This is a genomic window from Sutcliffiella tianshenii, from assembly GCF_016908565.1.
Taxonomy (GTDB): domain Bacteria; phylum Bacillota; class Bacilli; order Bacillales; family Bacillaceae_I; genus Sutcliffiella_A; species Sutcliffiella_A tianshenii.
This window is the reverse complement of the sequence record NZ_JAFBED010000002.1, coordinates 416,232-437,285: the sequence shown is the minus strand read 5'-3', so window position 1 is coordinate 437,285 and position 21,054 is coordinate 416,232. Positions and strand designations below refer to the sequence as shown.

The following is a 21,054-nucleotide window of genomic DNA, read 5'->3' as shown; positions in this document are numbered from 1 at the left end:
GATTAACATCTATTGATCATTTACAAGCTGAGAATGATATTTCTGAATGAATCCGTTAGCTTTAACGGCAAGTTGCCTGACCTTGTGAATGCTGTTTGGGTTGATCCGATTGATACCGGTATCCTGGAAATGCGTAGAAGCTACACATAATGGTGGAAGGAGATAATCGACAACCAAGGCGTTTGCATCGTATTCAATCAACACTTTTATCTGCTTTTTCAACTCATCTTTTACATATTTGAATTGCTGTTTTATTTCAGCTTGCAAGCTGGATTTTTCACCGAATGGTGTATCTTCATATTTGACCAGTAAATGGATGAGCACATTTAATTCCTGTTGGAAAAAGTTAAGAACGGATACTGCTTTATTGAAATCATAGCTATTCATATAAGATCTCCTCATAATTTGTAGTAAATAATGTTTATTCTGCTTTATTCGACAATAAACTACAAAATCCTTTAATTATTCCTATAAGAATAGTGTGATACGTTTCATCAGCTTGCTTTTTGATTTTGAACGATCAAATACTTCTTTTGGATAATGGAGAGTCTAGATGCTAGTCCGATTGCTCCAGCAGCCAATCCTCCAATTAACCCGAGCCAATATCCGAAGGCCTCAAATCCCGTAAAGTTGGCAAGAACATATCCCAATGGAAGGCCGATTACCCAATAAGAAACGAGTGCTATGATAAAAGTAATATTAACGTCTTTATATCCTCTTAATGCACCTTGAATAGGAGCAGCGATGGCATCAGAAAGCTGAAAGAAAATCGCATACAGTAAAAAGGAAGTGGTCAATAGGATTACGTCTTCATCTTTTGTGTAAAGTCCGGCAACTTCTGCCTTGAAGAAATACAGGAAAATTGCACAAAGTGATGATAGAACAACAGCTGAAACAACACCGATAATGGTGTATTGCTTGGCATCCTTGATTCTTTTGGCTCCCACTTCAAAGCCAACGAGGATGGTTAATGCCATCGAAATGCTTAAAGGGATCATATAAAGTAAGGAAGCAAAATTCAATGCAACCTGATGAGAGGCGATCGTCACGGTATCGAAGGAGCTCATCAGAAGTGTCACTGCAGAGAAGATGCTTGTTTCGAAAAATATTGATAACCCGATAGGTACACCAATCAGCAAGATTTCCTTCCATTTTGTAAAGCTGACAGGATATAAAACCTTAAATAGGTTAAATTGGGTAAATGGCTTTTTCTTCAACACTATATAAAGCGAAATGATCAAGATGACCCAATAGGTGATTGCAGATGCAATCCCAGCCCCGATTCCTCCCAATTGCGGCAGACCGAATTTGCCGAAAATCAGCAAATAGTTGAGCACGATATTGGTCGGCAAGGATAGCAAGGTGATGATCATTGAAATTCGCGTATGGCCCAGTGCATCTATAAAACAGCGTATGACAGTGTAACAAAATAACGGGACGACACCAAAACCTAAAGCCATCAAATAATGTTTTGCAACATACCGAACCTCTGTTTCAAGGTTCATATTCTGAAGTATGGGATCCATGAATAATGCACCCGCAGTTAACACTAACAGACTCATGGTAATTGCCACGTACAGTCCTTGAGTTAAGGAGAAAGGGACACTTTCAGTTTTCTTCGCACCAACAAGCTGAGCGACTATAGGGGTTATGGAGAGAAGAATTCCGCTTAGACCTGTAAATATAGGGACCCAGAGACCTGATCCTATCGCGACACCTGCAAGGTCCTTGGCTCCGACATTCCCGGTCATCATGATATCGAACAGGTTCATGGAAAAGAGCCCGATCTGGGTGACAAGGATGGGAATGACAATTTTTATGAATAGTTTGATGCGTTCTTGGTAGGAGAATACCTGTCTCATTCGATTTCACTATCCTTCTATTTCATAGTAATTAAGAGATTATACCATAACCGGATTATTTAGAGTGCAGAAATAAATCAAACAATCCATTATCTGAATAATGCCGCTTTTTCGAAAAAACATGATATAGTATTATCGTTGATTGAAAATGAGGAGTGAGTGATAATGGAGTATTTATTGGTCCTAAATAAAGATGAAGATACCGTTTCCATTGTATGTATGAAAACAAAAGCAACAATCAAGAAGGTTGAAACGGATTATAATCCGCATGAAATAATTGTTTCAAAGGATGGTAAAAAGACGTATATCACATGTTCCCAAGGGAATAAGATGAACATCTTGAACAATGAAACCTTTGAAATTGAAAGACGACTGGAGCACCCCGATTTTCAATTTCCTCATGGTCTTGGTCTATCCCAAGATGGAAGGAAGCTTTATATGGCAAGTACATTCAGTGAAAAAGTATTCATTTTTGATACTGAAACAGATGAAATTACGAAGGTTCTTTCTACAGACCAGAAGCATTCACACATGGTGGCGGTCTCCCCTGATGGTAAGAAACTATACATACCAAACATAGGCAGCCATACAATAACCGTGGTTGATACGGGAACAGAGGAGATCTTGACACATTTTCCTGTCGGGAAAGGACCGGAAGGAGTAGCGGTCCATCCTGATGGTAAAAGCATATATGTTGCTAATCAAGAGGATGACACCTTATATGTTATGGATACCGAAAAATATGAGATGAAATTTAAACGCAGAATAGGACATGTACCCATAAGAATCGTTTTTTCCCCAGATGGAAAATATGCTTTGATTCCAAACCGTGAATCAGGGGACTTGTCCATCATCGAATCGGAACATGAATTGAAGGGGAATGTCCGGCCTTGGGAAGTGAAACGGATCCGGGTGGGGGTCTGGCCAGGTGGTACTGTCTTCAATGAGGAGGGTACATTTGCTTATGTTGCAAACAACAAGACCAACGATATTTCCATCATTGATATGGACCTTCTAGAAGAGGTTGAAAAAATAAAAGTGGGGATTCACCCTGATGGGATTGCATATTTAAAGGTAAATAAGCAATAGGCATTTAACTATATCTTGACAGGATACTAAGTTGCTACTAGAATAGTAATATATTAAAACTATATACTTACAAGCCCATCAAAGGGGAGTAGCTATGAAAACAATATTGCCGTCATTACGTGACTGTTCAGCAGCCACCGGCTTTATTGGCAACGATTCCGTTGTTAGCAAGACCTTTGCCTAAACTTAACACAGGTCTAGGTGAAGGTCTTTTTATGTTGTATAAAAAGCCTTTTCCGATGATCTAGGTAGAGGCTTTTGTAATTAGGAGGAGAAAAAATGGAACTTCAGTTGTTATTGGAGTATGGTTGGGTACTTCTTGTCCTGATCGGTCTTGAAGGTATACTGGCAGCAGACAATGCACTGGTACTAGCCATCATGGTAAAGCATTTACCTGAAGAACAAAGAAAAAAGGCATTATTTTACGGCTTGGCCGGAGCATTAGTGTTCAGATTAGGGTCCTTATTCATCATTTCATTTCTTGTTACTATATGGCAGGTTCAAGCAATTGGTGCAGCATACCTGTTATTTATCGCCATCAATCACCTATGGCGCAGATTTATAGTCCACAGAGCTGAAACAGCGGTGGCGGTTGACAAGCCGGAAAAAGCTTCCGGTTTCTGGATGACTGTCCTGAAGGTTGAAATTGCAGACATCGCTTTTGCAGTGGATTCCATTTTAGCTGCATTCGCGCTTGCATTGACTTTGCCAGAGACAAATCTTCCAACAATAGGAGGAATCGATGGTGGACAGTTTATCATCATTTTCCTAGGAGGATTCATCGGGGTAGTCATCATGCGTTTCGCTGCAACTATGTTCGTGAAGCTTTTAAAGGAGCGCCCAAGCTTGGAAACAGCGGCATTTGTCATCGTAGGTTGGGTCGGATTCAAGTTATTGGTGTTCACGCTTGCACATCCTAAAGTCGGGGTATTGCCATACCACTTCCCGCACTCCCCGCTATTTAAGACAATGTTCTGGGTTGTACTGATCGGTATCGCAGTTGGTGCTTGGATCATTTCCGGGAAGAAGAAAAACGTTCAGGAAGTAGACAGCATCAAGTAAAATACTTTAAGTGGATCATATATACTGCTATAATAAACTTTAGCTGTTGACAATACTTTGTCAGCAGCTTTTTTCTAGTTTGTGTAACAATAGTAATACAATATCCTCTACATAGAAAAGGAGCTAATATGTTGTTTAATATAAATAGCCTTCCAAGTGATATCCAAGAGAAAATCAATAATGCTGCAACAGTTACATCCCGATCAAACCTGATTGGTAAAGGAGGATACTCCGCCTCTGATGAGAGCATCATCCTTGATGCCATCATTGCCCTGTCACTAGGGAAAAATGTACTGTTGAAAGGCCCCACCGGTTCAGGTAAAACGAAGCTTGCCGAAACCTTATCCTCCATCTTCCAAAAACCGATGCATAGCATCAACTGTTCAGTCGATCTTGATGCAGAGGCACTGCTCGGTTTTAAAACGATTCAGAATATTGAAGGGCATGCATCCATTGAGTTTGTACCAGGCCCTGTGATTGAGTCCATGAAGGAAGGTCATCTGTTATATATCGATGAAATCAACATGGCAAAGCCTGAAACATTGCCCATCCTGAATGGCGTCCTTGACTACCGCAAAACCATCACCAATCCATTTACGGGTGAGGTCGTGACCGCTCAACCAGAATTTGGGGTGATTGCGGCTATCAACGAAGGCTATGTGGGAACGGTACCACTAAACGAAGCACTGAAAAATCGATTTGTTGTCATTGATGTCCCTTATATTCAGGGCGATGTCCTATTGCATGTACTCCGTGAACAGTCCCGGTTAAAGGACGAGAAACTACTGAAGAAATTCGTCACACTGTCATCAGACTTGATTGCACTTGTCAAAGGCGGCCAGCTTTCGGAAGAAGCGGCATCAGTCCGTGCTCTACTCGACACTTGCGATTTGAGTGTCTATATCCCGCCAATCCGCGCCATAAAAAGAGGAATCATGGAAAAGCTGGAAGATGAACGTGAGAAGGCAGCAGTAATCAATGTTGCCCAAACATTGTTTGATTGAGGGATGTCCAATTGAGACCTATAGTTTTTAACGACAAGAAAATCGATTCCTTTCTGTTCATGGAGCTTGCAGACCTTGCAATGTCACTGGCAAAGAAAGATTCCCTGGAAGTGTCATATGCTTTTAAATCCTACTATGACCCATATGAAAATACGGTATTTATCAGCCTTTTCTGGGATAACCATCCTCATGTAGAAAAGATTCATGGATTAAAAAGCGATGTTTTTCTGAGGACCATCGGAACAATAACCCATACAGATTTTTCGAGCGTTTCCCGTTTCATGACAAAAGCGAGGACTTCTCATTTATTCAGTTTCAGCAGACAGCTGTTCATGCTTTTGGAGGACCTTCGCCTGGAGGAACTCTGTAAAAGGGAAAGACCCGGCACCACCAAGTCTTTCCTCGTTAGAAGAGCGGAATATCGCAAATATTTCCGAAGCCAGTTAAAGGTGAACCTTGATAGGGCTATTAGTACGGATGCCTTATACAATCTCTTGTATCTCCTGTTGACGACTGATGATCCATTGGAGGAAATCCCTTCTATAAATAACGAGATAGATCCTGCGCTCCCTTTTATCATAGCGGAAGCTTCTAAATGCTATGAAGTGAGCTCAACTGTTGAAATTGAGAAAATATGTCGGAATATCTTGGAAGTACTCTATGAACTTTTGGATAAAGATATGCTCAATATGTATTTTCTTCTGCCTGATTTTACGGAAAAAGAAGAAATGGATGACACAATGACATTTGACGATTTAAAGCGAAACAGCGACTTGAAAAATGACGATAAGAAAGACAAAGAAACAGAAGACGAAGATATCCATGAGGAGAAGCTTCCGACTTGGCACAGGGAATCCGAGTCCAATTCCCAGAGCTTCTTGCAGTTTGATCTAGAGCAGGGTACGAAAATGGACCTGATGGGCGAAGGAGGCCGTGAAGGGGAAGACGGAGATCAGGCGATGGGATATGTGCAAGGGTCCAGTAAGCAAACGAATAAAAATGACTATTCCTCCCGCGATTTGGATGTCCTGCATAATGACGAGAAAAAGGAAGGGGGGGCACATTTGGAATTCGGGAAGGAGAATAAATATGCCTACCCAATTTTCTTAAACCCTTCCACAGTAACGAATGATCAAAAGAACGAGTATGAAAAATACAAACTGTTCATCTCTTCTTATCAAAAGAAACTGAAGCAGCTTATACAAAAGACGCTTGAACATAAAAAAATCCTTCCTAGAAGTGAATTGGCCTTCGGCAGGTTAAGCAAGAAACTGCTACCTTGGTTTGTCGAAGAAAACCCAAAAATGTTTTACAAAAGGGACAACCCTTCCATTGAGATAGATGCTGTTTTTACACTGCTTGTAGATTGCTCCGCCTCTATGTTTGATAAAATGGAACAGACCAAATTTGGAATAACCTTGTTTCATGAAGCACTGAAATCAGTACAGGTTCCCCATGAAGTTGTGGGCTTCTGGGAAGATACAAATGATGCAACATCAACCAGCCACCCCAATTATTTCAAGTCAGTGATTGATTTTTCTTCAAGCACAAGGAATAAATCTGGCCCGGAGATCCTCCAATTGGAACCCGAAGAGGACAATCGTGATGGATATGCGATCCGACATATGTCAAAGAGATTGTTGAACAGAAGTGAAAAGCAGAAATTCCTGCTCGTCTTTTCAGACGGAGAGCCTGCAGCGATGCAATATGAACAAAATGGAATAGTCGATACACACCAGGCAGTAATGGATGCACGCAAAAGTGGCATTGAAGTAATCAATGTTTTTCTCAGTAATGGTGAAATCGAGGAAAGCCAGGTGAAAACAATTCAAAACATGTATGGAAAATATAGTATCCTTGTTCCTGATATTGAAGAACTTCCTGATGTTTTGTTCCCGCTTCTGAAAAAATTGCTTCTTAAAAGTTTATAAAGAAATACATTGGCTAACTATACCTATTAGGGTAAGTTAGCTTTTTTGGTTCAGATCCGGATTGGGGTGTAATAAATGAACATTCAAGCAAAGTATCTATTTCTATGTAGTTTTCTATTGATCCTCTTATTTCTTCTGCTGGGATTTTTATTGGAGTTTCAGTCAGTGGAAAATCTGGATGTGCGATGGGGGAGAATGGGGTACCAGTTTTGGGAAGCAGATTCGTTTTTTATTTTCATGTCATTTTTAGGTTCAAGGAACTTTTTATATCCAGTGATGATCTTGGTTTCCATATATTTGATTGTAAGGAGATATTATTTTGCCGTCATGGTGGTCTGGGTGAATATATTAGGTGTGCGCCTTCTCAATACTATTATCAAGGGTCTATTCCAGAGAGAACGGCCCAGCCTGGATCATATTGTCGACGTTCACTTTTATAGCTTTCCAAGTGGTCATGCCATGAATTCCATGGCTGCATATGGGATGCTTGCATTATTATTTCACTTGATTGTCCGTAATAGAGTGATCAAAATCTTAACAGTAGTTATCGCCTCCATCATCATTTTGTTGATTGGGACCAGCCGGATCTATTTGGGAGTACACTTTCCGTTGGATGTTTTTGCTGGATACATAGCTGGGGCAGCGTGGCTGACATTATTAATCGGCATATGGAAAAAGCTAAGAAGTGAAAGCAAGGAGAGAAAATTCATGTAAATGGTTTTTTTATTGATAAATGGGTAAAATATCCGGTAAATTGACTTAGGAGGAAACCAGATGAAAAAATTCATTACTTTTAAATCGGTTCTATCAGTGCTTTCCATACTCCTGTCTGCTGTTGTCATTTCAGGCTGTGGGACTGACAATGATAATATGTCCGCACCACCAGAAAATGCCCCTGCACAGGATGAAACCCAGGCACCGGGAGATGAAAATACAACTGAAGAAGGCGTAGACCAAGATCAAGAATCTCAAACTGGTCATACTTTCACAAAATTTGATTTGGATGTCGAATATAAGGATAATAAAAAGTTTGAAGCAGAATACGAAGCAGAAGGAAACGGAGAAGCGGAAATTAAGGACACCTTGAATGATAAGTCATCAAAGGGTGATGATGCATACAAGGAATTATCCCCATTGCTTGAGCAACTGAAGATTGACGCGAACTCAGACGAGCAAGAAGTTGTCACACAAGTCATCGAAGTCTTCGGCCTGGAGAAGGACTACACAGAATTTGAATTGGAAGTCACCTATGAAGACGGAACCTCAAAAGAATATAAACTGAAACAATAAAAACGGGAGCTTATCCCGTTTTTATTTTTACAAAAAATTTCGTGTGGCGAAAAGAATTTAACCGTGTTATGATTTTACTATTATAATAGGAAACAGGGGAACATAACATGTGGAAAAATAGAAATGTATGGATTATTTTAATGGGGGAGTTTATCGCTGGTATAGGATTGTGGACCGGAATAATCGGAAACCTTGAATTTATGCAAGCTCACGTTCCATCTGACTTCGCAAAATCCCTGATTCTATTTATCGGCCTTCTCGCAGGAGTCCTCGTCGGACCATTGGCAGGAAAAATAATCGATTCCTACAGCAAGAAAAAAGTGATGATCTATTCAGGTTTCGGTCGCATGCTCAGTGTGTGCTTCATGTTCCTGGCAATCGAATACCAATCCATCCTTTTTATGATTTTGTTCATGATTGCCATTCAGCTTTCTGCGGCATTTTATTTCCCTGCACTTCAGTCTTCCATTCCGCTTATCGTCCCGGATAAGGATCTACTGCAAATGAATGGGGTACATATGAATGTTTCCACCGTTTCAAGAATAGCAGGAACCGCAATGGCCGGGGCGATGCTTGTCATTATGAGCCTATCGTCTTTGTATTTGGCTTCGATGGTGGCATACGGGATCCTATTTTTGTCCACATTTCTTCTTGATTTTGAGGATAAGGCAGCAGATGAGCGGAAAAAGGATGGAAAGGGATCTGGCAGTTTCAAGGAAATTATGCCGGTGCTCAAAGAAACACCTATTGCACTGACTGTCTTGATTTTGACAATAGTCCCGATTCTCTTTATCGGTGGATTCAATCTGGTAGTCATCAATATAAGTGAAATACAGGATGATCAGACCATCAAGTGTCTTATATACACAATTGAAGGTATCTGCTTTATGATCGGGGCATTCGGCGTGAAAAAGTTATCAAATGACAATAACATGGTACAGCTTATGTTTATCTTCGTTACACTGATCGCTGTGGCTCATCTATCCTTGTTCTTTGCAGATATGAAAATCATGACACTTATCTCATTTGGAATATTCGGTTTGGCTGTAGGATGCTTTTTCCCGATCGCGGCAACCATATTCCAGACAAAAATTCCAAAAGAGTATCATGGCCGATTCTTTTCATTCCGTAATATGCTTGATAGGGTCATGTTCCAGGTAGTGCTTCTTGGTACAGGATTATTTCTTGATACGATCGGATTGCAGATGATGGCTCTTGTATTTGGATTCCTATCCTTGACACTTATAACCATGTATGGACTTAAGCTGTTCAGGCAGCCAATGAAAATTGCACATCAGAAGACACCTTAATGACCTTAGGGTGTTTTTTTCTTGTTTGTAGAGGGAATGAGAGATAGATAGTGAATATATTAGGTAGATGAACAGAAGCTTTATATTTTGAAGGAGGTAATAACGATGGAGAAATATTCTATGTACATAAATGGTGAATGGGTCAGATCTGAAGATGAGATAGAGGTAACCAATCCGGCAACTGATGAGGTGATTGGCACAGTTCCGAGTATTGACGAAGAGCAGTTGGATCAGGTCATAGACCATGCATCTGTTGCCTTCCAATCCTGGAGAAAAAAGACGGCATACGAACGTGCAGATCTCCTAGGCAAGTGGTATCAATTATTGGATGAAAATAAAAAGAAGATCGCCGAGACATTGACGGTGGAGCAGGGCAAGCCTTTCAAGGAAGCTCTTGGAGAAGTAGTATATGCGAATAATTTTGTTGATTGGTATAAAGAGGAAGCGAAGAGAATCTACGGCGAAACCATGCCCGCAAATCAGGATAGTAAACGAATCTTGATTCAAAAGCAGCCGGTTGGTGTGGTTGCGGCCATCACACCATGGAATTTTCCAGCAGCCATGATTACACGTAAAGTTGCACCTGCTCTTGCAGCAGGGTGTACTGTCATAATCAAACCCGCGAGCCAAACACCGTTAACAGCACTGCTGCTTGCCAAGTATGCCCATGAAGCAGGAATCCCCAAGGGTGTGATACAGGTGGTGACAGGTAAATCAAGCCTTATTGGAGAAAAGCTGATGAAAAGCAATAAAGTGAAGAAGCTGACATTCACCGGCTCGACCGAAGTAGGTAAAACACTGATGAAAATGGCTTCTGATACTGTAAAAAAGCTATCTCTTGAGCTTGGCGGACATGCACCGTTTATCGTATTCGAAGATGCCGATCTTGAAAAAGCGGCAAAAGGGCTCATCCAATCGAAGTACCGCAATGCAGGCCAGACTTGCATTTGTGCGAACAGGATATATGTTCACGAAAAAGTGGCCGAATCCTTCACTTCCCTATTCATTGAGGAGGTCTCCAAGCTGAAGGTTGGAAATGGCCTGGAGAGAGGCATTGATATCGGCCCTTTGATAGACCGGGATGCCTTGGATAAGGTTCAAGAGCATATCGAGGACGCGAAAAGGAAAGGGGCGGAGGTCATCCACGGTGGCAAGGTAATGGATAAGACCTTTATGGAGCCTACCGTCTTGTCCAATGTGAAGGATGATATGATTTGTATGCAGGAAGAAACATTTGGACCGTTGGCGCCAATCAGTACTTTTACAGAAGAAGCGGAAGTGCTCGATAGGGCAAATAATTCACCATATGGTCTGGCAGCTTATGTATATACCGAAAGTCTTGGCAGAATGTATCGCGTCACCGAAGCTTTGGAATATGGCATCATCGGTGTCAATGATGGTGCACCATCTTCAGCACAGGCCCCATTCGGAGGGCTTAAGGAAAGCGGTATCGGAAGAGAAGGCGGACATCATGGATTGGAAGAATATCTGGAAGTGAAATATATATCTATCGGAATATGAACAAAATCTTTACAGCCTGACTCGCCAAGTAAGGAGTTAGGCTTTTTTTTATATGCAGAAATCATATATAATGAATTTAACGAAAATGAAACTTTTTTTCTAAATATCCGTATATAAAGCATAAGGATGATATGCCTACAGGAAAGGGCGAGGAGTGATAGGATGAAACGATTTTTAAAGAGAGCATTTATTTTTGTTGCTTCTTCCAATATAGCGATCATGTCCTTTGTGATCGTATTTTTCTCAACAGAAAATCAGGTCCTGCTTGGTGGGATCGGTGCTATTTCAGCGTTTTTGGTTAGCCACTTGCTTCTGAAGCGCAAATTATTGCCACAAGATGAGTTGGATAAAGTGGAACGGAAAGAGAAGAAATATGTTCTCGCGCAAGTCAAGGACGCAAAGATGAAGCTGCAAAAGCTGAATAGTAACAGATTTAAAGTCAGGAGCATCTTTGTCTATCAAAATATAACGAAGCTTTATAAAATATCCCAAAAAATCATTAAAATGGTGGAAAAAGAACCTATCCGCTATAGAAGTGCACAAACCTTCTTCCACCAGCATTTGGACTCATCGGCGATTATCGCTGAAAAATATGTACAATTATTGTCCCAGCCTGTCAGGACACATGAAGTATCAGCAGCATTGAGAGAGACGGAAAATGCACTTAAACAAATGGAACGCAAGATGGAGAAAGAACTCATGGTGGTCCTTGAGGGTGATATGAACAATCTGAACACAGAGATCAAATTGATGAACCAGCAATCCCTTACAATAGAGAAGAAGTAATGATGAGGTGAAAAGATGAATAATAAAGAGAAATTGGATGAAAAAATCAAAAATGATACATTAAATGACCTGCTCAGCAACCCTTTTTCCACACCTACGATGGAGAATGAAGTTGCAGCCCAAAGCGGGCAGCAACCGGAACCCAAAAGGGAAAAAGTGATGGATAGCCTTTCAGAAGACATGAAGCTTAGAGCGATGGAAATAGCCAAACAGATCGATCCGAATGATCAACATGCCATTTCTTCCTATGGGATTACCGCCCAAAACGAGCTCTCGACCTTTTCAAATTCCATCCTATCCCATGTTCAGGCGAAGGATGCTGGACCTGTGGGAGAAGTGGTATCAGATTTGATGCGAAAAATCAAAGAAGTGAAGCCTGGGGAACTTGAACCGCAAAAGAAGGGCTTTTTTGGCAGGATTTTCGGCAGCGTAAACAATTCGGTGAATCAGCTTTTTGCCAAATACCGAAAAATCGGGTTTGAAATCGACAAAATTGCCGACCAGCTCGAAAGCTTTAAGAAAGTGCTGCAGCGGGATAATATTATGCTTGAGTCCTTGTATGACAAAAACAAAGACTATTTTAAGGCATTGAATGTATATATTGCAGCAGCAGAACATAAGCTTGAGGAGATCCAGACGAATCTTATACCCGAGATGGAACGAAAAGCACGTTCAACAAATGATCAAATGGATGTGCAAGCAGTCAGTGACATGATGCAATTTGCAGATCGCCTGCAAAAGCGTACACATGACCTTAAAATCAGCAGGCAGATCACCTTGCAAATGGCTCCACAGATAAGGATGATCCAGCATACAAATCAGACCTTGGTCGAGAGGATCCAGTCCTCGATCCTTACAGCTATTCCGCTATGGAAGAACCAACTGGTGATTGCCGTATCCCTTTATAATCAGCAAAAAGCCGTCGATACACAAAAGAATGTTTCGGAAACAACAAATGAACTGTTGCTGCGCAATTCCGAAATGCTGAAGCAGAACACTATTTCAGCAGCTAAAGAGAATGAGCGTGGCCTTGTGGATATCGAAACTTTAAAGAAAACACAGGAGAACCTGATCGAAACCTTGGAAGAAACACTTCAGATACAGCAGGAAGGTCGCCAAAAACGCCAACAGGTTGAACTGGAGCTTGTACAGATGGAAAACGAATTAAAAGACAAGCTGCTTAATATACGTGCAAAATCACAAAAATAGAGAGAGGAACTAGCCTCTCTCTTATTTTATTATCTGTTTGTCGGGAAGACACGTTGAACCGTTTGTGTAAATTCATCGAGCAATCCGCTTACCGGTCTTCCTGAACGCAGGTCGTTTGCATAGCCATCCATGCGCTTTACAAAGTCAGGGTTAACGGAAACAAATACATCGTTAATATCCTTGTCTGTTTTACGCACTTGATCTGCAATTTTACGTTCCACATCTTTCGTGACCTTATCTTCACCATTTTCAAGAACTGCTGCTACATATGCATTTTCATCTGTAACTATGACATTGCAGGTTTCCACTTCTTTCAATGCTGTTACCTTATCTGCCGCACGGTCAGCAATCGCCATCCTTGGTTCATTCTCATCATTCACTCTGCGTGGGTTGATGTTATTACGGACATTTTCCGGCCTGTTAAACCGATCCTGATCATAATTCACATTTAATGAATCGTTCGGAGCGTTTCTTTTTTCAGCGCCATAATCATTTACATTCCCACAACCACTAGCAAAGATAGTGAATGCTAGTCCTGTAATAACAAAGCCTTTGATGTTCATCATTTTCACCTCTTTCCATTTCTGATTACAGTTAGAATTCATCAAATGAAGAAACTTTATACAATCATCAGGGTAAACTAGTGATGATCATTTTAGAAGATAAGGAATGACAGTATGTCTGTATTCGAAAAAGAAACGTATCTCAATCAATATGATCTATCCGGTTTATCTTCCATACATCATTTTCAGTTCATTACTACTGATTATGGAACGATATTCAGGCAATCTTTTTTGCCGGCAGCATCCAAAGGGACCATCTTTTTGGTGCATGGATATTTGGATCATTCCGGATCATTATCGCTCCTCATCCGATTTCTTGTTTCAAACTCCTTTTCTGTCATAACCTTCGATTTGCCCGGACATGGGTATTCTTATGGTCCAAGGGGCGATATCGATTGTTTTGGTGAATATGTAAATGCTTTAGATGGTGTGATATCTTCAACAATCGAATCTGATCAAAACAGAAGTTATCATATAATAGGGCATAGTACAGGTTGTTCGGTCATTACCGAATATCTTATTCATCATCCGCCTATTTTTGAAAAAGTTATTTTTGTAGCGCCACTTATCAAGCCTTATTTATGGTCATTTTCACAGATAGGGGTTAAACTGATAGGGAAGAGGTTGAAAAGCATTAAAAGAAAGTATAGGAAGAATGCTTCCAATAAACATTATCTTGAATTTGTGAAAAATGATCCATTACAATTTGATACATTACCGACCAATTGGGTTGTTTCACTATCAAAATGGCATGAGGATGTCTTTGAATACCCTATTCAAAAGCAGAGATTGCACCTGATACAGGGGAATAGGGATACAACGGTTGATTGGCGATTCAACGTATCATTTTTACTCGGCCTTTTTCCAGGTAGTGATGCAATATTGATTGATGAAGGAAACCATCAGCTATTCAACGAAGCGGAGGAAATTCGCTCCATATGTTTTAATTGTATAAAAAGTATTTTGCTTTCTTAGGTTTAAGGGTAATAATAGAGAAGTACATAAATTTTAAAGGTGGAATGAAAAATGGAAGAGACAAAAGCCAATGGGATTCAAATAGGTGATACCATCCTGATTAAAAATGGCACGAATAAAGGAAGCAAGGGGAAGGTAATTGTCGTCCGTGACAGTTCCGTAATTGTTGAACTCGGAAAGAATCCAAACACAGGCGAACCGATCCGCACTGTCATTAATCATAAAAATTACAAAACGGTATAAAAAAGAAGGTGCGTAATCCGCACCTTCTTTTTTAAGTTATATATTATTGTGCAAATACATGGTTTCCGATTGTTTTTGTTACAGTTCTTGTGCGGATCCATTCGTCACTTGTTTTGTCAGGATTGAAGAAGTAAAGTGAGTTGTTTCCATCACCACGGAAGGCAATCGCTTCTTCTACAGCCTTGATTGCTTCTTCATCCGCTTTTTTGTTGATTTCACCATTTTTCACTGGAGAGAACTGATACACTCCACCAGCAGAAGTCTCAGTCACCACTTCTTTGATTGAATCTGGAAAAATATCACTATCTACACGGTTTAGGACCACTGTTGCCACAGCTACTTTCCCTTCATATGGTTCACCCTTGGACTCGGCGTGAACAAGGCGGGCAAGTAGATCTTTTTCTTCCTCAGATACTGGGGTTGGCAACTTTAAAGCTTCTCCAGGGAAGATTAAATGATTACCTTTATTATTGATGGCTTGTACCTCTTTTACAGATACACCATATGTTTTACCAATATTCCAAAGGCTGTCGCCTGATTGAACTTTATATGTTTCTTCAGCCTGCGCACTGAATCCTGTACCAGAAATAAATGCTGCTGCTAAAGTTGTAATCGCAATAAGTTTTTTCATGAATTGAATTCCTCCTTGTGTTGTTTATTAGCAACTCTCGGACACTCTAATGTAAATGGTAACAAGACCAAGGAATCATTTCACTATATAAATGTTGCCAACATAACATAATAATTGTAGATATTGGCTTTATCTCACAATAATATGGGAATATGTAGGATGGTAATTTGAAAAAATAACTATAAATACGTATTCTTGGAAAAATAGCTAATGCCTTAAAAGACATTAGCCTTGTTTATTTAGTGCAACTGATCACACAAAGTTCTATATATGGACGGGACAGGGATGTGAGTTCTTCATGTTCCTGCATTACTTGAAAGTATTTTTCTTCAATATCTGAGGAGGGGTTGAAATCGGGTTCGACCGGTTCTAAATCATCTAAAGGAATAGACTTAAGGGAAATGCTTGAAAAACCACTCTCCTTCAAAACATGCTTCCAGCCATCGAAAGAGTAAATGTTCGATAAACCATAGAATTCTTTCATTCTGTTTTCAATGACTTCAGGGAGAGTGTTTTTCTTCACCATTTCAATTCCCATAAAAGTACCACCGAAATTCAATAGCCGATGTATTTCTTTCAATGAAGGAAGTGTATCTGTAAAAGAAAGGACTGATTCTGCAAGAATAAAGTCGAAAGTATTTGAAGTGAAATCTGATTTTTCAATATTGCCTAGCATTGCCCTGCATGCCAGACGCATTTCAATGAACCTTGTGTTTGCCTTTTCCACCATCAAAGAATGTGCATCCATGGTGGTGAGTAAAGCTCCTCTATCGTGGAGATAGGCACTTGTTTGCCCGGTGCCACAACCAACTTCCAAGAATTTCTTATCTTTGATGTCGAACTCCATCATAATATCTTTCGTAAGTTCTATCCCGCCAGGATGGGCACCTCCAATTCCGAGTAAAGCAAGCAGGTCTGTATAGTAGGATTTCTTCATATTAATCACCTCCATTATTCATATGAGTATAAGTGGTGGAACGTTCAAAAGTGACTGGCAATTATACATAAGTTAAGATATGATATGGAGGAAATAGAATCAGGAGGTGCTTTTAGATGATACATGCAACATGGAAAGATCGTACCAGCGTTAAGATGATCAAATGTGTACATACAAATGCAGAAAAATATGTAGTTAACAATATGCTGACCGCCGGGAAGACATATGAAGTAAAAAACGAAACCGAGGAATTCTTCTTTGTAGTGGACAACAGCGGTCACATCGGTGGTTATTATAAGGATTATTTCGAGACTGTCTGATAGATATTTCCTAAAGCATGACAATAAATGTCGTGCTTTTTTATTTTTCTTAAAAAAGGTTAGAATGAAGAAAATAGGGTATAAAAATGGAGGAGTGAGCTCATGAAGAAAAGGATGATTTTCTGCTTTGCTCTATATTTTATCTTTGCCAGCGGATGTATTGTAAAACAGGAAAATGACACAAATGATACAAGCACCCAACCCGCTAAGGAAGTAACGAACCCTTTGGGGTCATCAGTTGAAACTGTTGCAGAAAAACTGGATGTTCCCTGGGCAATCACCAAATATAAAGATACTTTTTATATCACTGAAAGAAACGGAACAATCGCCAGGATCTCAGATGGTAACTTATCCAGGGAATCAGTTCATCTAGATAAGGATGTTCTCCGATACGGAGAGGGAGGGCTACTGGGGTTGGCACTGCATCCCGATTTTGCAGCAAACAACCAGGCATTTGTCTATCATACATACGGTACAAAAGAGTCTGTCAAAAATCGTTTAGTACTACTTAAATACGAAAATGGAGCCTGGAAGGAAGAGCGCGCACTATTGGAGGACATACCTGGAGCAATCTATCATAACGGAGGAAGAATTGCGATCGGACCTGATAACATGCTGTATGTTACAGTCGGGGATGCTACCATACCTGAGGAAGCTCAGAACACTGGTAGCCTTTCTGGCAGCATTCTGAGGATGGAATTGGATGGGTCCATCCCAAAGGATAATCCAATTCCGGATTCCTACGTATATTCATTTGGTCATCGGAACCCCCAAGGTCTAGCTTGGGATAGAGAAACAGGCATGCTTTATGAATCTGAGCATGGACCTTCTGCAAGAGATGAAATAAACATCATTGAACCAGGCAAAAACTATGGCTGGCCGGTCATTTCTGGATCGGAAGAAGAGAACGGAATGGAAACGCCTTTATTTAATTCAGGGACCAATACTTGGGCTCCTTCCGGCCTGGTTTATCATAATGGTTCGTTATTCGTTGCAAGCCTAAGGGGAGAAATGATCCGGAAATTTGAACTCGAGAGTAAAAAGGAATATGCACTTGTTGAAGGGTTTGGGAGAATGAGGGATGTTCTAGTGGATGGGGACACTATATATGCAGTGACGAACAATACTGATGGTCGAGGTAACCCTATCCCTGAAGATGATCGACTGATAAAAATACCACTAAATAGAGAAGATTGATCCACATGAAATTTTGCTGAAAAATGTGGTGAGGGGGAGAAGTAATGGATTCAAACAAAATTGAAATGTTTAAAGGCTTGAATGTATTAAGGCTATTGGACAGTATAGGGGAAAGCCTGATTTTTGCTGATGAAAATCAAATTATCAGGTGGATGAATGTTCCTGCAAAAGAGCTTTTAACAAAGATCGGGCCATTTGTAAAAATCAATGATCCCGAAGACTTTATCGGTGTCAATCTTTCCATGTTCCATGGTCCAAGACAGAATGGTATACTGGCTGGGGAAACGTTCCCCCATACAGCACATATAAAGCTTTTTAACCGTTTTTCAGCGAAAATTGTGGTGGATAAGGTGTTTAGTGAAACCGGCGACTTTTCTGGATATGTATTGACTTGGAAGGACGTATCGGATTTTCAGCAGGAGCTTGAGGTCCAGCAGAATATGTTAAAGAGCCTATATACACCTATCATCGGCACAGCCATCGATTCAGTCCTGCTCGTAGCATTGACCGGGTTGTTGACCGAGGAAAGAATGCAATACACGAAGGATGCCATCCTCCTTGCATGTGCTGAAAAAAAGGCGGAATACGTCATTTTCGATTTTACAGGGATAGTGGATGATATCGACGATGTGGTTGTATTTCACCTGGACCAAATAGCTGAAGCTTTAAGATTGATGGGTTCCGAGGCAATATTCGTAGGATTGAACTCCCAATTTGTCCAACAGATGATAAGGAAAGGACTGAAGGTACGTGTGAAAACCTGTCAGTCGTTCAAGCAGGGTGTAAATTACGTATGGTCAAAAATGGGATACAAACTTGTTAAAATTTGATAAGGGCTTAATAAATAGGCTTGATGACTAACTGGCCTATTTTTTTTATGTTTTAATAAGGAAAATGGAGGAAATATATTATATACATGAATGTAGGGGGAAGCTTTGTGATCAGGCTGATAAAAAAATATAAAATTTCGCTTTTCATTGGATTTATTGTTCTTATAGTCATTGGTACAAGTATCTATCATAGCTACAAACCATTGCCGGAAAATGTTTCTTTTGAAGGGAAAGAGCATTATGTCGATGACGTAGAATTCCTTTACGATTTGACTTATAAAAGAAATGATGAGGTTGTTACGGAACATGAAATATTCGACCGAATATTCGAAGTAATCGAAGAGGCTGAGGAATTTGTGGTTATCGATATGTTTTTATTCAATGGCTACAATGATGGGGAGAGAGACTTTCCACCCTTAAGTGAAAACTTATTGAAGGCGCTTCTTGACAAAAAGAAGAAAAACCCTCAAATGGAAATGGTTTTTATAACGGACGAAATTAATACCACATATGGCTCCCATGAAGCGGAGGAGCTGAAGATGCTCGATGAAAGTGGAATAAAAGTAGTGAAAACAAATTTGGACGTGCTTCGCGATTCAAATCCACTGTACTCAGGTGTATGGAGAGTGTTTTTTCAATGGTTCGGGCAGGGAGGGACTGGCTGGATAAAGAACCCGATGTCTAAAAATGCTCCAGAAACAACCGTTCGTTCCTATTTAAAATTACTTAATGTTAAAGCTAATCACCGCAAAGTTGTCATTACAGATAAGACAGCAATCATTTCATCTGCAAATCCTCATGATGCTAGTGGCTACCACTCCAATACGGCATTCGAAGTTTCAGGTCCCATCATAGGAGATCTTCTCAAAACTGAGCAGGCTGTCCTTGATTTTTCTGATGAGGGAGAATTACCAGCCTATGATAATAAGGCAGACCTAGAGGAAACTGATAATAAAAATATTGCAGTACAACTGTTGACAGAAGGGAAGATCCTAAAACATCTTGTAGAAGAAATCAAACAAACAGAAAAAGGAGAAGATATTTGGGTTGGGATGTTCTATCTAGCCGAAAGAAAAGTAGTGGATGAGCTGATAGCAGCTTCTCAAAGAGGGGTAACGATCAAGATGGTCCTCGATCCGAATGAACATGCTTTTGGGCAACAAAAAATTGGAATGCCAAATAGACCTGTGGCAGCGGAGATGGTAGAGGAAGGGAAAGGGAAAATAGAGATAAAATGGTTTAATACCGGCGGAGAGCAGTATCACCCAAAAATGATTTATTTCAAACGTCCAGAAGAGTCGACAATCATTGGAGGTTCTGCAAACTTTACAAGAAGGAATCTGTTTGATCTTAATCTGGAAACGGATATTAAAATTATGGCACCGAATAATGAAGATATCATAAAGGAAATGGACAGCTATTTCCAAAGATTATGGAATAATGAAGATGCAGAGTTCACCCTTCCATTGGAAAAGTATCAGGATGAAACGACTCCTGTCAAAAAAGTATTATATCGCATACAGAAGCTACTGAGGTTTACGACCTATTAAATAGCAAAGCAAAATAAAACAAGCAGGGATTCCTGCTTGTTTTATTTTATAGGAAGCACATAAAGCAACACGAAGAAGAAGTGAAGCACTGTACCTCCAAGCACAAAGACATGCCACACTGCATGATGATAGGGGAATGCCCGCCACATATAGAAAATGGCGCCAAGGCTATATACGACCCCACCTGTGACTAAGAAGGCGATACCTGTCATACCCACCTTTGCAGTAATTTCACTCCAGCCGAAGATAGCCAGCCAACCCATCAATACATATAGGATGGTGGAGGCAAAAAGAAATTTGCGTACAAAGAATACTTTGAAAACCGTGCCTGCCAGAGCAAGCGTCCAAACGATTCCGAATAGGGTCCATCCCAAAACCCCATCCATGATGATCAATGTAATGGGAGTATAGCTCCCAGCTATAAAAAAGTAGATGGAGGAGTGGTCCAGGATCTCAAAGACGTTCTTTGCCCTGCCTTTAGGCAATGCATGCAACAAAGTGGAGGCGGTATATAACATCAGCATCGTCACGCCATAAACGATGAAGGTGAGTATATGTAGTTGTGTCCCATTCATTGCCGAAAAAACGATGAGAAGTACCAGTGCCGCTGCACTAAGCAGAATGCCGATGCCATGTGTAATGGAATTGGCAATTTCCTCTCCTTTTGAAAAAGTATGTGTTTGAGCCATCACTTATCCCCACGCTTTCTCAAGTTAATGAACTAAAAACTTAATACCATCATAT

Annotated in this window: 22 protein-coding genes; 16 read left to right on the top strand and 6 right to left on the bottom strand. The window is 40.4% G+C overall.

Annotation, left to right across the window (positions count from 1 at the left end; all coding sequences use genetic code 11):
• Positions 1-9: 9 nt before the first annotated feature.
• Positions 10-387: a hypothetical protein gene (locus JOC95_RS05665; protein WP_204414297.1), complete on the bottom strand. Its 378-nt coding sequence runs from the start codon at positions 385-387 to the stop codon at positions 10-12.
• A 107-nt stretch (positions 388-494) separates the two neighbouring features.
• Positions 495-1,862 (bottom strand): MATE family efflux transporter, encoded by a 1,368-nt coding sequence (locus JOC95_RS05660; RefSeq protein WP_204414296.1) that lies wholly within the window; start codon positions 1,860-1,862, stop codon positions 495-497.
• 165 nt (positions 1,863-2,027) lie between these two features.
• On the opposite strand from JOC95_RS05660, the gene JOC95_RS05655 reads away from it, so the two are divergent.
• From JOC95_RS05655 to JOC95_RS05610, 10 genes are all read left to right on the top strand, one after another.
• On the top strand, positions 2,028-2,951 hold the full coding sequence (locus JOC95_RS05655) for a YncE family protein (protein ID WP_239582712.1): 924 nt from the start codon (positions 2,028-2,030) through the stop codon (positions 2,949-2,951).
• 279 nt (positions 2,952-3,230) lie between these two features.
• Complete coding sequence (locus JOC95_RS05650) at positions 3,231-4,013, top strand: TerC family protein (RefSeq protein WP_204414293.1); 783 nt, start codon at positions 3,231-3,233, stop codon at positions 4,011-4,013.
• A gap of 128 nt (positions 4,014-4,141) precedes the next feature.
• Positions 4,142-5,017 (top strand): ATP-binding protein, encoded by an 876-nt coding sequence (locus JOC95_RS05645; RefSeq protein WP_204414292.1) that lies wholly within the window; start codon positions 4,142-4,144, stop codon positions 5,015-5,017.
• Positions 5,018-5,028: 11 nt separating this feature from the next.
• Positions 5,029-6,948, top strand: a complete 1,920-nt coding sequence (locus tag JOC95_RS05640) for a vWA domain-containing protein (RefSeq protein WP_204414291.1) — start codon at positions 5,029-5,031, stop codon at positions 6,946-6,948.
• Positions 6,949-7,023: 75 nt separating this feature from the next.
• Positions 7,024-7,662 carry a phosphatase PAP2 family protein gene (locus JOC95_RS05635; RefSeq protein WP_204414290.1) on the top strand — a complete coding sequence of 213 codons (639 nt, stop codon included), beginning with the start codon at positions 7,024-7,026 and terminating at the stop codon, positions 7,660-7,662.
• 60 nt (positions 7,663-7,722) lie between these two features.
• Positions 7,723-8,238 (top strand): YusW family protein, encoded by a 516-nt coding sequence (locus tag JOC95_RS05630; RefSeq protein ID WP_204414289.1) that lies wholly within the window; start codon positions 7,723-7,725, stop codon positions 8,236-8,238.
• 107 nt (positions 8,239-8,345) lie between these two features.
• A complete protein-coding gene (locus JOC95_RS05625; protein ID WP_204414288.1) occupies positions 8,346-9,548 on the top strand; it encodes an MFS transporter in 1,203 nt (400 codons plus the stop codon).
• A gap of 105 nt (positions 9,549-9,653) precedes the next feature.
• Complete coding sequence (locus JOC95_RS05620; protein WP_204414286.1) at positions 9,654-11,069, top strand: NAD-dependent succinate-semialdehyde dehydrogenase; 1,416 nt, start codon at positions 9,654-9,656, stop codon at positions 11,067-11,069.
• Between the two features lie 162 nt (positions 11,070-11,231).
• Positions 11,232-11,855 (top strand): 5-bromo-4-chloroindolyl phosphate hydrolysis family protein, encoded by a 624-nt coding sequence (locus JOC95_RS05615; RefSeq protein WP_204414284.1) that lies wholly within the window; start codon positions 11,232-11,234, stop codon positions 11,853-11,855.
• Between the two features lie 15 nt (positions 11,856-11,870).
• Complete coding sequence (locus tag JOC95_RS05610; protein WP_204414282.1) at positions 11,871-13,064, top strand: toxic anion resistance protein; 1,194 nt, start codon at positions 11,871-11,873, stop codon at positions 13,062-13,064.
• 29 nt (positions 13,065-13,093) lie between these two features.
• Here the strand turns inward: JOC95_RS05610 and JOC95_RS05605 are convergent, their stop codons facing one another.
• The gene (locus JOC95_RS05605; protein ID WP_204414279.1) at positions 13,094-13,630 is read right to left on the bottom strand and encodes a YhcN/YlaJ family sporulation lipoprotein; all 537 of its coding nucleotides are present in this window, start codon (positions 13,628-13,630) and stop codon (positions 13,094-13,096) included.
• A 111-nt stretch (positions 13,631-13,741) separates the two neighbouring features.
• Here JOC95_RS05605 and JOC95_RS05600 point away from each other — a divergent pair, with 111 nt between their 5' ends.
• Complete coding sequence (locus JOC95_RS05600; RefSeq protein WP_204414277.1) at positions 13,742-14,602, top strand: alpha/beta hydrolase; 861 nt, start codon at positions 13,742-13,744, stop codon at positions 14,600-14,602.
• A gap of 51 nt (positions 14,603-14,653) precedes the next feature.
• A complete protein-coding gene (locus tag JOC95_RS05595; RefSeq protein ID WP_204414275.1) occupies positions 14,654-14,845 on the top strand; it encodes a DUF2187 family protein in 192 nt (63 codons plus the stop codon).
• 43 nt (positions 14,846-14,888) lie between these two features.
• Here JOC95_RS05595 and JOC95_RS05590 read toward each other — a convergent pair whose 3' ends face one another.
• The gene (locus JOC95_RS05590; RefSeq protein WP_204414273.1) at positions 14,889-15,476 is read right to left on the bottom strand and encodes a cell wall hydrolase; all 588 of its coding nucleotides are present in this window, start codon (positions 15,474-15,476) and stop codon (positions 14,889-14,891) included.
• Positions 15,477-15,711: 235 nt separating this feature from the next.
• Positions 15,712-16,413, bottom strand: a complete 702-nt coding sequence (locus tag JOC95_RS05585) for a class I SAM-dependent methyltransferase (protein WP_204414264.1) — start codon at positions 16,411-16,413, stop codon at positions 15,712-15,714.
• A 116-nt stretch (positions 16,414-16,529) separates the two neighbouring features.
• Between JOC95_RS05585 and JOC95_RS05580 the strand changes: the two genes are divergently transcribed.
• From JOC95_RS05580 to JOC95_RS05565, 4 genes are all read left to right on the top strand, one after another.
• Entirely contained in the window at positions 16,530-16,733 is a 204-nt protein-coding gene (locus JOC95_RS05580; RefSeq protein ID WP_204414262.1) for a DUF6501 family protein, read from the top strand.
• 102 nt (positions 16,734-16,835) lie between these two features.
• Complete coding sequence (locus JOC95_RS05575) at positions 16,836-17,930, top strand: PQQ-dependent sugar dehydrogenase (protein WP_204414260.1); 1,095 nt, start codon at positions 16,836-16,838, stop codon at positions 17,928-17,930.
• Between the two features lie 44 nt (positions 17,931-17,974).
• The gene (locus JOC95_RS05570; protein WP_204414258.1) at positions 17,975-18,760 is read left to right on the top strand and encodes an STAS domain-containing protein; all 786 of its coding nucleotides are present in this window, start codon (positions 17,975-17,977) and stop codon (positions 18,758-18,760) included.
• A 107-nt stretch (positions 18,761-18,867) separates the two neighbouring features.
• Complete coding sequence (locus tag JOC95_RS05565; RefSeq protein ID WP_338083059.1) at positions 18,868-20,310, top strand: phospholipase D family protein; 1,443 nt, start codon at positions 18,868-18,870, stop codon at positions 20,308-20,310.
• A gap of 41 nt (positions 20,311-20,351) precedes the next feature.
• Here the strand turns inward: JOC95_RS05565 and trhA are convergent, their stop codons facing one another.
• Complete coding sequence (gene trhA, locus JOC95_RS05560) at positions 20,352-20,999, bottom strand: PAQR family membrane homeostasis protein TrhA (RefSeq protein WP_204414254.1); 648 nt, start codon at positions 20,997-20,999, stop codon at positions 20,352-20,354.
• Positions 21,000-21,054: the final 55 nt, after the last annotated feature.